The sequence below is a fragment of the Nostoc sp. DedQUE05 genome, assembly GCF_034530955.1.
Taxonomy (GTDB): Bacteria; Cyanobacteriota; Cyanobacteriia; order Cyanobacteriales; family Nostocaceae; genus Nostoc.
On sequence record NZ_JAVRCB010000021.1, the window covers coordinates 77,169 to 89,067 of the forward strand.

Below are 11,899 nucleotides of genomic sequence, written 5' to 3' on the forward strand. Positions count from 1 at the left end.
ATAGTGAATGTTAGTAGATATCTAAATCGATTTTAGTCTTTAATAGCTAGGAGTTGCTCTAGATAAATCGACTTCTAAAAAATTATGACAAATAAAGCGTTTAGCTTTTTAACCTTCTTGTTTGGACTAAAACAATCTCGGCGTTATTTCCCAGAAGAAAGACAAGTCTGTGTATTCAATAAACGTCCCATATTATACCGAGACTTTTCGCCAAACTCTGCACAGGAATCAATTGATGAACTACAAGAGCGATTGCAAGCTCAGGGTTTTCTTTCAACTATTAGTGGTAAATTTGACATAGAAACAGAAGAGGCTGTAATAAATTTTCAGAAAGCCAATAATCTTCAGGTGGATGGAATCGTTGGCCCACTGAGTTGGGCTTGCCTTTTCTACCCAAAGCTTTATCGCAATCAAAAAAGTATGTCGCCAAAATTACAGGATGCTATTAAGGAACTGCAAACTATCCTTAATGAAGAAGGATTTTTCAAAAAAGAACCCGACGGGTATTTTAGTAGGGAAACTGAAAGAGGTGTTAAACGCTTTCAAAGAACTTATGGACTGAAAGATGATGGCGTAGTTGGGGCTGCGACTTGGGCTGTATTAATGGGAATGCGACAAAAAATAGATAACAAAAGCTTTCTCCAGTTAGTTTATTTTCTATCGCCCCAATCCTGGTTTTTTTGTAAGCAGTTTTTAATGATCTCTTTCATTCTACTGGGTATTTATTGTAGCCCCATACCAGCAGATGAACTGAAATGGAATATAGCCTTAGCAACTGCCTATGGACTCACTTGTATAGTGCCTTTTCTCTTAGAGTGTTTACCGCTGAAGCCCTCGAAGCACTCAAGTTTACCGCTTTTAGAATATGCTCCTTATGTGTTAACTGGTATCTTTTGGAAACCAATTATCGGTTTTTTGGGGACATTGATTTAATTAACATTGAGTCGGTGAATAGATGATAAGCGATCGTTGTGCTTCTAAAAATAGCGATGTCTACGACGGGCTGCGCCTACGCACATCGAAGACACCCTACTCTTACCCATCGCTGAAATAGAAAAACGACCATTCAAAAATTAAATCGCTTTCTTCTTTGCGTAAGGAAAAAATCAAACAAAGGCGGGTGCGGGGATTGAACCCGCTAATCCCCACAATGGTGGAGACGTAACCGATAACCCTAAATTCTTCGGCCCCGAAAGGCAAGTTGCGAACAAGGATAACCCGCCATGAAGTATGAAGGATAAAGTGTTTCATCCTTTACCCTTCAGCAATCTCTACAATTCACCCGTAGCTAGCATCTGAACGATCCGAGGTGTACCTGGGTCGAACCCTGCCAAATCCCAAGACAGCGAATCTTCAGGATCTACCAAAGTAATTTGGTAAGGTGTCAAGGTGACATACACCGCCTTGACGTTGGGATTTACCTTTTTGCGGTACTCCTTCAGCGCTTGACTTGGATGCTTATACCCAGCCCAGCTTTCCGAGTCAGTCCAAAAGCAGACTACATCAGCTTTAAACTTATTCTTAATCATCCAGTCATAAGCTACAGATGCATCCGTTCCACCAAAGTTTTGATTGCTAGCTTTGCGAACCGCAGAACTAAAACTATCTTTGGCAGTAATATCTAATTCCCGGAATTCGGTAGCAAAACCGCGAATCATGTAGTTTTTCTCTGCTTTTGCTGTCACCAGTGCCATTGTGGTGGCAATTTCACAGCAAGTTAGCCCCATATCTGCAACCATGCTACCCATAGAACCAGAAACGTCTACGGCGTGCATGAATACTTTACCTGTGGGTTGCACAACATCAAAAGACAGTTCAACCGCCTTTTCTAAAATGTCTACAATCCGAGGAACTGGATTCCAAGTTTTCTTACTGCGTCCTAATGTCCCAGCAGATTGATATGTTTTGAGTGCTTTCAAAACATCAATTGGATGGATGCGACCTTTACGCAGATGTTCTTTGTTGTTAAGAACTGCTTCCACTCGCAGCAAATTGGCAGTTTCGTCAGTTCGCAACACACCCAGTTCGGTTAAAGAACCCAAGTTACGCAACATTGCACCTATTGGCATTTCCTGAAATAGCAACTGCCAAGCAAGCTTGTCCATTTTGCCCACTGGTGCAGCCATTTCGTGGGTTAAGCGTCCTTGGGAAATAGCTTCATGGGTTTGGGTAGGATTCCGCTTCAGCCACTCATACCACCAAATCTGCGCTAACGCTTCTGAGGGGATATCTGCTGGCAATTCTTCCCAGCCTCTAACTACCCACTCAAATAGTTGACGGTGATTTTCTGTAGGCGGTTTGACATGGAACAACCGCAACGCATCCCGGTGGGAGAAGCCTTGACGCTGTTGATATTTCAACAGTTGATAAGCTAAACCCTTGACATCTTCCCTTGAGAGCCAAGTTTTACCAGCTTCCCGCACTACTTTGCCAAATCCCCGCAGAGATTTGGTGTAGTTCAACCATTCATAAAAGTGGCTGCCAGTGCGGACAACTTGCGGGAAAATTTCACCAAACGCCTGTTTTGCTGCTGGTGCTTCACCCATCGATAGCAACACTAAAGCCAAGATAGGCGCGCTGTTATTGATGGCGCGTCCATCGCTAGCATACAAAATTTCTTCTGCTACACGACCAGGATTTTCGGCAACAGCAAGTCTTACAACTGTCACAAAATCCTCAGTTAATTCCTGTTTACCAGCGTAGTAAGTGCTTTTTGCTGTGCCAACCAATAAGCAACGGCGCAGCATTTTCCAAATACCAGCATCAAACATCCAGCCGCCGGAACGTCCCTGAACCATTTCTGCTTCTCGTCCGGGGATAGGTTGATTTTGGGGTGTAGTTGTCTTCTTTTTAGTGAAAAAATTGTAATTCATCGCTTCATCTCCCGGCCCTTGCAGGCAAAAATGAAAGGTGGCAAAGCAGGATTTGAACCCGCGACATCCGGCTTATCAGGCGATAACCCTAAATTCGTCGGCCTTTTCAGGCAAGGTGTGAACAAGGATGTTTTTCGGCGCTCTACCAACTGAGCTATCTGCCACATGAAAATTTTGGATTTTGGATTTTAAATTTATCAAAATTATTTGGTGTAGCGGAGCAGGATTTGAACCTGCGACCTCTCGAACCCTAATCGATAACCCTAATTCGTCGGCCTTTGCAGGCAAGGGGTGAACAAGGATGTTTAGCGCTCTACCTCTGAGCTACCCGCCACATGAAAATTCAAAATTTAAAATTCAAAATTCAAAATTCAGGACTAGATTTGGTGTAGTGGAGCGGGATTTGAACCCGCGAATGCTCGTTTTTAACGATAACCCTCAATTCGTCGGCCTTTGCAGGCAAGGGGTGAATAAGGATATTAAGCGCCTTACCACTTGGCTACCCACTACATATAAATTCAAAATTCAGCATTAAATTTGCTGTAACGAAGTAGGATTTTTACCTACACCTCCAGAAGTTTGATCGGGGGTGTTTTAGTTATATGCGATAACCCTCGATACGTCGGCCCTTCCGGGCAAGGTGGGCGCTCTGCCATTTGAGCTATTCGCTACTGGTGAAAGCTAACTTCCTCATGAAAGTTGACTTGTATTATTAATGTAGTATACGTATTATCTGTTGTCAAGGGTCTGACAAGCTAATTTAGAATTATTGCTTTGGAAAGAAAAGCTGATATGTATTACGATCGCCATACATCTCAACCCCCTTCTTTTTTCTGGTAAAAACTTTTGCGCGTAGTTTACCGCCGTAGGCATCGCAGACCAATCTTATATGAGCAAAAAGTTAATAAGCCTATAACACTTACTGAATAAAGCTTTTGCCGAAAATTTTGCCGCGACTTTGCCAAAAGATACAAAAAAGTGTCTCAATTTTTGCCAATATAATAATATTATTTCCCAAAATTCACTTGGCAAAAATCGGCATGAGTGAGAAACCCATAGAAGGTAACGGCAAGGCTTTTCTCGTTCTACTTTTGCCCATCTCGTTTTTGATTATTTTCCTAGTTACTACCTGGAGAATTTTACTGGCGGTAATTGTGCTAGTAATTGCCTTCAAGCTTTGGCAGGAATATCAATGGCAACAGTGGACTTATCGAGTTAACCCAATTTTTCATCAATTGGTTCGTGAAAATCAGGGCAGACTGACGCCAATGGACTTGGCAATCAGGGGCAATTTTCCTGGAACAACGGCAAAACGCTACTTGGATAGTAAAGCCTCGGAATTTGGAGCTAGTATAGTCAACTCTGAAGATGCAGGGCAGTCTTATTACTTTATAACTGCCAGCATTCTCGGCAATATTCTTGATAGTAGTGAGCCTGTTAAAGAACTTCCAGCTCAACCAGTTACTAAAACAGCCCGATCGCTATTAGCACCACCACCAACCCCGCAGGAGGAAGAACCAGAAACCGAATCACTTCCACAGCCAACAGATGAGGAAGTTAAACGATCGCTGGAAAAACAGTTAATTTTTGGCTCTCTGATTCAATCTGAACTTGCGAAACGGCTCAATGTCTATTCCAGCACGGTTTATAAACGGCGAAACGATCCAGAATTTCCTGAGTGGAGTCGCAGCAAAGACCCTGATGGTATTGCCTGGTCATTCTCGGAAAAAACTAAAGAGTTTTTCCCAGTGGAGGAAGAAGGGTAAAACAATTCGTAATTCGTAATTCGTAATTCGTAATTAGAATTTTGGAATTTTTGTTTGTAAACCCACAGCTTCGTTGATGGAATTTAATCCGCTTTGTTCTAGCTTGGAAAGTAAACCAGCTAGAATTCGGCGTACCATCATTGGCCCTTCGTAAATCCAGCCTGTATAAACCTGAATCAAGCTAGCACCAGCAGTAATTTTTTCCCAAGCATCTTCAGCAGAAAAAATACCACCAACACCAATAATTGGGATTTGACCTTGAGTTTGCTGCCAAATAAAACGAATTACCTCAGTGGAGCGATCGCGCAATGGTTCACCGCTAATTCCGCCTGCTTCATCCTGGGGTGATTTGCCTGTTTGGTCAATCACCTGGGTTTTGAGTCCATCACGGCTGATGGTTGTATTAGTGGCGATAATTCCCGCCAGTTGGTAGGTTTTAGCAAGAGTTATGATGTCAGCGATCGCAACCCAATCTAAATCTGGCGCAATCTTGACAAAAATTGGCTTATGTGCAGTATTTTCTTGTTGTAATAAATCTAAAATGGCACTGAGCATAGAAGCATCTTGGAGCGATCGTAACCCTGGTGTATTGGGAGAAGAGACATTAACAACAAAATAGTCTCCCAAATTCTTGAGTAAACGAAAACTATCGAGATAATCCTGTGCAGCTGCTTCTAGGGGAGTTATCTTAGATTTACCCAAATTTATCCCTATGGGTATCGATCGGGTAAGCTCATGCTTTTCTTGTGCCAAACGTGCCGCCATTGCTACTGCACCACTGTTATTAAAGCCCATCCGATTGAGAGCAGCTTTATCCAACGGTAGGCGAAACAAACGGGGACGCGGATTTCCTGGCTGTGCGTGAAAGGTTACAGTTCCTACTTCTGCAAAGCCAAAACCCAAGTTAGACCAAATGCCCGCAGCTACTCCATCCTTGTCGAAGCCAGCTGCTAATCCTACCGGATTTGGAAAGTTTAGCCCAAACAAATTTTGTTCTAGACGCGAATCGTACAAACATAAAGATTTTTGTAAGCGTTGGTTTGCCCAACTAGCAGGGGTTTTTGATAGCCAGCTAAAACTGCGAATTGTCTGCTGGTGTAACCACTCCGAATCGGTTTTTACCACATTGAACAAAAGCGGACGAATAGCAAGTTGATAAATATCCATTTCAATCTTTACACTACGCGAATTCGATAGACTGCTGCGCTTCCTCTCTAGCTTGTCGGAGTTCCTCTCTAGCTTGCTGGAGTTCTTCTCTAGCTTGTCGGAGTTCCTCTTTATACTGCCGCGCTTCCTCTTTACTTTGTCGGAGTTCTTCTTTAGATCGCCGCATTTTTTCAGCAGTTTTCCTGACTTCTTCAGCAAGGGATTGGGTTTCTTCAGCAGAATTTCTCATTTCTTCAGCAAGCTGTCGCTGCTCCTCTTGTGATAACCTGACATCTTCAGCAGACTCTCGCTCCTTCTCTTGCAAGAGCCTGTTATCTTCAGCAGACTCTCGTTTTTCCTCTGAGACTTGTCGCTGCTCTTCTTGAGCATCGGACGCAGATTCACCCATTTCCTTCGCACTCCATAATGTAACTTTCAGCTACCTGTTAGCTATAACTTTCAGCAAACACCTGTGGCGATATTAGTCAAGGTGCTTTTCTGGGCATCTTATATATTACAAGTTATGTTAACCAAGAAATCAGATGGGGCAGCCACAAAAACCTATAGCCGCCGAACAGCAAATCCTCTCTTTGGGGCGCGTCCTCCAGAGTCTCAGAGAAGAAGATGATGTTGACGTTCTGATTGAAACTACTATTTCTTATCTCAAGGAAGAGTTTGACTACAAACTGATTTGGATTGCTCTTTACGATCGCCTGAATCACATATTATTTGGCAAAGGAGGCATCACACCCGATCGCGACATGAGCTTTTTACGCCAAAGAGTTGTTCTCAGTCCTGGGGATTTATTAGAGCAAGTAGTAATTGAACAGCATCCTTTAGGCGTAGCTGATTTGCAAACTGAAATCCGCGCCGCCGAATGGCGAAAAGTTGCCGAAAAATTCCACATCCAGGGAACGATTATTTTACCGGTTCGCTACAAAGACCGTTGCTTGGGCTTGGTATTACTGGGTTCAGAACGCTGGGGCTACCTACTGACAGCAGAAACAAAAGCACGTTTGATGATGGTTTTAGGTGAACTGGGGGCAGTGCTTTATCAAAATGAGATGCATAAGCACCAAAAGCAAACCAGGCGAACTGACGAGCCATTATTAGAATTGCTAGAAAATTTACGCACCCTCAGTAACCTGAATCAAAGACTTGAAACAGCGGTGCAAGCAACTCATAAATTTGTCTCCCCCAGCCGGACAAATGTTTACTGGTTTGAGCGCGAAGGGCGCTACTTTTGGTGTCGAATGAGCAATCAGCTGGTCAAAATGGATCGCAATTCTAGCAGTCAGCAAGCAGCGGGAATGACTGTACAGGACTTGAGCGATTTTTATTATGCTTTGGCAGTTAACCAAATAGTCTCCATTGGTGATGCCCGCAGTTCTTTAAAAAGCCATTTTACAGCAAAATTGTTGCAACGCTTGCAGGTGCGATCGCTTTTGGCAGCTCCGATTTTCTGGCAAAAGAACTTAGTCGGTTTTCTGGCGGTGGAAAGCAACGAACCTCGTATCTGGACAGACACAGACAAAAATTTTGTCCAGGGTGTTGCTGGTTTAATTTCTCTAGTTGTACCTACCGAAAGCATGGAAGGTACAATTAAACAGATTCAAGAAGATGCTCAACTGACTAGCCAAGTTGCTCAAGGTATCTATAGCGAACATGACCTTCAGGTAACTTTACACAGTTGTGCTAAAAGAGTTTTAGCTCGATTAGGTGCTACCCGCTTTTTGCTGTTGCAGTACGACGCCGAGCAGAAGAATTATCAATTTACTTACCAAAGTCAGCCCCAAAATCGTCGACCGTTGACATTTACTCTTCATACTCTCAAAGAATTAGATGGGCAGCTTTTGCAAGGTTTAACACAGGCGGTGGAAATTGAGAACTTAGATGAAGATTTACGCTTTTTTAACTGGCGACCCTTGTTATTAGAGAATAATGTGCGATCGCTGCTTGTTTGTAAATGTACTCACGAGCATATACCAGCAGCACTTTTGGTAATTACTCATGAAAGCCATCGTTCTTGGACAACTCTAGAAAAAGAATTGCTGTGGGCTGTCAGTCAACAGATTGGTGTAATTGTTCGTCAGTGGCAATTACATAACCGCACTACCCAGCAGCAAAAAACTTCCCAGGCTTTTGAGCAATGCTTACGCATCCTGACACAATCCCAGAACAGCATTGAGGTCGAAAAAAAGCATTTAGAACGTACAGCACTCGAACAAATAGCCTCAATTTTGGGCTGTCCCCTAGCGCTAATGCTATCTTGGGCACCTGGTGAAAGTCGCGCAGAAATTATTCCTGGAGTGATTGACAATAGCCAATTTGGGATTTTTTCTGATGTATCTATTTCTATCCAGGCTGAAGCCTTAATTCAGTGGGCACTTGTTACGGAGAATTATCTGACTTTGAAGGTGGATAATTTACCTCCAGAAACCCGGAAATGGTTGAATGTTCCAGAAAAAAGTCAAATTTTGGTAATGGCATTACGTACAACTGCTGATTATGAAACTACAGGTGTAGTATTGCTAGTAGACTATCAAGAGCGTCGCTGGTCAGAACAAAACCTCAGTGCAACAGCAACTCTGATTTATCAATTAGCTTGGTGGCGTCGTGAAAAGCAAATTACCCGACTTTTAGAATCCACAACCGAAGAATTACGACAACTCAACTGGTACAAACATCGTCGTCTAGAGGAAATTCAAAGAATAACGGCCCATTCCCTGAAACAAATACACGATTTGGGCATTCCTGCTAATGAGTTGACTCAGATGCGCTACCAGCTATTGCTGCGGCAGTTAGACCATACAGCCACCTCCATGAGTGGAATGCTAAAACTCGAACACTGGCAGCTACATATTAGTTGGGAAACTATGCCCATAGCCAGTTTACTGAAGCGATCGCTCGAACGGATTGAAAATTTACTCAAACAACAAAAGCTGTGGATTGGTGTACATGGTTTGGGACAACCAATTGACGAGCAAGAAGTACCCAAGAATTCTTCATTAGTTAGAGGCGTTCCTCCCTCCAGCGCTCAATCTGCAATGGCGATCGCTGGTGATATTGTCAAAATTGAATTAGTGATCCATGAATTATTGGTTACTGCCTGTAACCGTTCTCAAACCGGTAGCAGAATTGATATTTGGTGTCGCCGTTTAGATGCGTCAAAACCCTTAGATATAAAATATTCTTCTTCTACAACTGGAGGGGCTGAACATCAGACATCTTTAGAATTATCAATCACATATAACGGTGCGATCGAACCACAGCTACTCACGGAACTAGATGATAATACACCGAAAGATGTGCTTGTTCCTTCCAACCTCGACCAACCACCAGCTTTACATCTGGCGATCTGCCAAAACCTCATGCAAGAACTAGGAGGAGAGTTGAATTTCTATCAGTTACCAGATAATCGGGTAGTCAGTCGCTTGTTGTTGCCGTTAGCTATTCATGATTCTTAGTGCAGCTTTGCCTAAAATCGCGGCAAATTGAATGTTGAAATTTAAACGCAGATGCGCTTCACATTACCCCAGGGAAGAGTAGTACAAATGCACTGTGGTTAATTATTTTACTTGTACGAGAACTGCTATAACTACAAGCTTTAACAATTTGTCTTTGTCACTGTCAAGGCTAATTAAACGTAAATATAAAATTATATTGGCAATTATCTTAACTATTTTGTATAGATTTACTGAGTCTATCAAGAGTTAAACAGGTAGCTTTTAGTAACTTGAATATCTACGAAAAAACGTGACATTTTTGAAAATAGTGGTTAACATATAACTTGATAAAATGCCGATAAACACTATTATTAATTTTATTCAGAGAAAAATAATTATCTGGATAGCTTTTGCCAAATCAAGTTTGATATTAATTGTTTCTATTGGAAATATTATTAAACTGCAATTTTTTAAAAATTAATTTTTCAGGATTTAATTACTATCTGAGTATTCGAATAATCTTTAATATCTTGCATAAATGATTAAATATAAAATAAAACTTTGGAATTACATATTGCATTTGCAGATTTAATTTTTATGTTGATGTTGTAATACTAATACTAGCTTGAGTATACATTTTTTAGTTAATAAGATGGAATCAGTGTATCAAATTCTAACTGTCGGTTTATGGATTCTTAGTTTGCAAACAAGAGAATTCTATGGATGCTATAAAATATTTCTAATAATCAATAGGATTAAATGTCAACTCTTAAGTTACCGCTTTGAGGAAGACCAATATAGAATTTATATGCTTGGAGGAATCATCAATGAGCTTTAGATACTTCAAGCATTGGTTTAAATTTGGTTCAATCCGAAGCATTATTGTTTTGGCTCTAATATCAATTCCTAACTTATATACTGCATCTGCTCAGATTACTCCAAAAGGGGGAATTGACTGGATTTTAGTCGTAGATACTTCTGCTTCTATGCGTGGTGTAGGTGGAACAAAAAATATTTTTGAACCAGTCAAAAATTCTATTACTGAATTTGTTAATACGGCCAGATTAGGCGACACAGTGACTATTTATAGCTTTGATCGAGATGTCACTCTAAATGCTAATGATATCACTATTAACAGTAACCCAGACAGAGGTAAACTCAAGCAAATAATTAGCTCTCTTAAAGCCGAGGGTGTGCGTACTCATACAGGTAAGGCTGTGCAAAAGGCTTTGCAACATTCTGCTCTGTTAAATAAACGTGCTGACGCTCTTGGTCGTACTGTGAGTATCGTATTTATGACAGATGGATTAGAAGATGTGCGTGGTATTCCTAATCCTGATTCTATTCCTGGTAATACCCAATTTCTACGTGAACAACAATGCAAGCCTTACATATTTTTTGTGTCTTTAGGATTAAAAGAACACGAAAAGCAACTAAATGACTTTGCTAGTAATCCAGCGCTTTGTGGCAAGGGTAAAGTACTGCGAGATCCTGGAGGAGTTCAGCTAAATCAACTGGCTCAAAATATCAGACCAGTGCTGATTACACCCAAGCTTAATGTAAATTTACCTACTACAAATTTGCCGTCCGTATTACCGGGAACAACTACTGAACCACTCAATATTAATGGCATAAGTAATGTTAATGCTAAGGTAAGTTTGCAACTAGAAGACCCTCAGCAAAGTGGTATTCGCTTAATTTCACCCGATCGCACCATCGACTTAGCTGCTAATCAAGCAAAAGTAATTCCTGTGCGTTTACAGATACCACCGGAGGCAAAGGGGGGCGCTAGTAGCTTGCGCTTGGTGTTAATCAGCACAGATCAAGCGATCGCACCAATTAAAATTGACTTACCTGTAACCATTCAGTCACAACTACAAATACAACCGACAAAGATAGATTTTGGCTCAATAGAAGCAGGGAAAACTACTGAAACCCAAACTTTTGTAGTTCGCAGCAATATATCTGGAACAGCTAGCTTACAACTGCAAGGCAATTTCAAAGATATTTCTATCGCAGAACTTTCAGCAGCCATATCCTTACAACCAGGAGAAACTAAAATTCCTGTGCAGTTGCAGATTACTGATAGTAGTTTTGCAGGCGATCGCACTTTCACTTTAGTCCTAACCCCAGATAGCTCAATTGCTACTCCTGTCAGTGCGGAAGTCCGTCTGTATATTTTGATGCAATTATGGCGAAAAATAGTTATTTGGTTGCTCTTACTGCTATTGGTGTTGTTAATTGCCCTGATAGTAGTTTGTTTGATTCAACGCAAAACCCCCTTGGAATTAGTCGAAGATTTCCGCAACCGTAAACGCTTAGAAGGAGCGTTAGTAGTGCTAGAACCACTGCCACAATCATCGGAAGACGAAGAGATTAGTCTCACTCACCTACAAAAGGTTAGAGTATGCCTGAGTGATTTGGTACCAGCCATTGCTGCGACAAATTCTGATGCCGAGTTAGTCACAGTTTGGCGGTTAGGCAAAAAGAATATAGATTTACGGTGTTTGAAAGGTGTAATTTTTGTCAATACTAAAAATATAAATACAGATGAACTCTTCAACGAGGACATCATCCAGATTGGCAACGTTAAACTGCAATTTAACTGGATTGAACACCAAAGACCCTCTGAGCCAGGCAGTGGGCAGACAAACTTTTGAATAATATC

Annotated in this window: 8 protein-coding genes and 3 tRNA genes; 4 read left to right on the forward strand and 7 right to left on the reverse strand. The window is 41.5% G+C overall.

All coding sequences use genetic code 11. The features are described 5' to 3' along the window. The first annotated feature begins 84 nt into the window (after positions 1-84). The gene (locus RMZ42_RS17330) at positions 85-933 is read left to right on the forward strand and encodes a peptidoglycan-binding protein (protein ID WP_322672545.1); all 849 of its coding nucleotides are present in this window, start codon (positions 85-87) and stop codon (positions 931-933) included. A gap of 102 nt (positions 934-1,035) precedes the next feature. Here the strand turns inward: RMZ42_RS17330 and RMZ42_RS17335 are convergent, their stop codons facing one another. The 5 genes from RMZ42_RS17335 to RMZ42_RS17355 form a co-directional block, all read right to left on the reverse strand. Further along, positions 1,036-1,251, reverse strand: a complete 216-nt coding sequence (locus RMZ42_RS17335) for a hypothetical protein (protein WP_322672546.1) — start codon at positions 1,249-1,251, stop codon at positions 1,036-1,038. Positions 1,252-1,271: 20 nt separating this feature from the next. After that, positions 1,272-2,873 carry a TROVE domain-containing protein gene (locus RMZ42_RS17340; RefSeq protein WP_322672547.1) on the reverse strand — a complete coding sequence of 534 codons (1,602 nt, stop codon included), beginning with the start codon at positions 2,871-2,873 and terminating at the stop codon, positions 1,272-1,274. Positions 2,874-2,910: 37 nt separating this feature from the next. Then, positions 2,911-3,037, reverse strand: a tRNA-OTHER gene (locus tag RMZ42_RS17345). Between the two features lie 44 nt (positions 3,038-3,081). Beyond that, positions 3,082-3,208 (reverse strand) — tRNA-OTHER (locus RMZ42_RS17350). Between the two features lie 49 nt (positions 3,209-3,257). Next, positions 3,258-3,383: transfer RNA gene (locus RMZ42_RS17355), tRNA-OTHER, on the reverse strand. 530 nt (positions 3,384-3,913) lie between these two features. Between RMZ42_RS17355 and RMZ42_RS17360 the strand changes: the two genes are divergently transcribed. After that, on the forward strand, positions 3,914-4,639 hold the full coding sequence (locus RMZ42_RS17360; RefSeq protein ID WP_322672548.1) for a hypothetical protein: 726 nt from the start codon (positions 3,914-3,916) through the stop codon (positions 4,637-4,639). Positions 4,640-4,672: 33 nt separating this feature from the next. Here RMZ42_RS17360 and RMZ42_RS17365 read toward each other — a convergent pair whose 3' ends face one another. Further along, positions 4,673-5,806, reverse strand: coding sequence for a quinone-dependent dihydroorotate dehydrogenase (locus RMZ42_RS17365; RefSeq protein ID WP_322672549.1), 1,134 nt, complete (start codon positions 5,804-5,806; stop codon positions 4,673-4,675). A 13-nt stretch (positions 5,807-5,819) separates the two neighbouring features. Then, positions 5,820-6,194, reverse strand: a complete 375-nt coding sequence (locus RMZ42_RS17370; RefSeq protein ID WP_322672550.1) for a hypothetical protein — start codon at positions 6,192-6,194, stop codon at positions 5,820-5,822. Between the two features lie 133 nt (positions 6,195-6,327). Between RMZ42_RS17370 and RMZ42_RS17375 the strand changes: the two genes are divergently transcribed. Both RMZ42_RS17375 and RMZ42_RS17380 read left to right on the forward strand, forming a co-directional pair. Continuing rightward, a complete protein-coding gene (locus RMZ42_RS17375) occupies positions 6,328-9,252 on the forward strand; it encodes a GAF domain-containing protein (protein ID WP_322672551.1) in 2,925 nt (974 codons plus the stop codon). Positions 9,253-10,058: 806 nt separating this feature from the next. Further along, entirely contained in the window at positions 10,059-11,891 is a 1,833-nt protein-coding gene (locus tag RMZ42_RS17380; protein ID WP_322672552.1) for a vWA domain-containing protein, read from the forward strand. Positions 11,892-11,899: the final 8 nt, after the last annotated feature.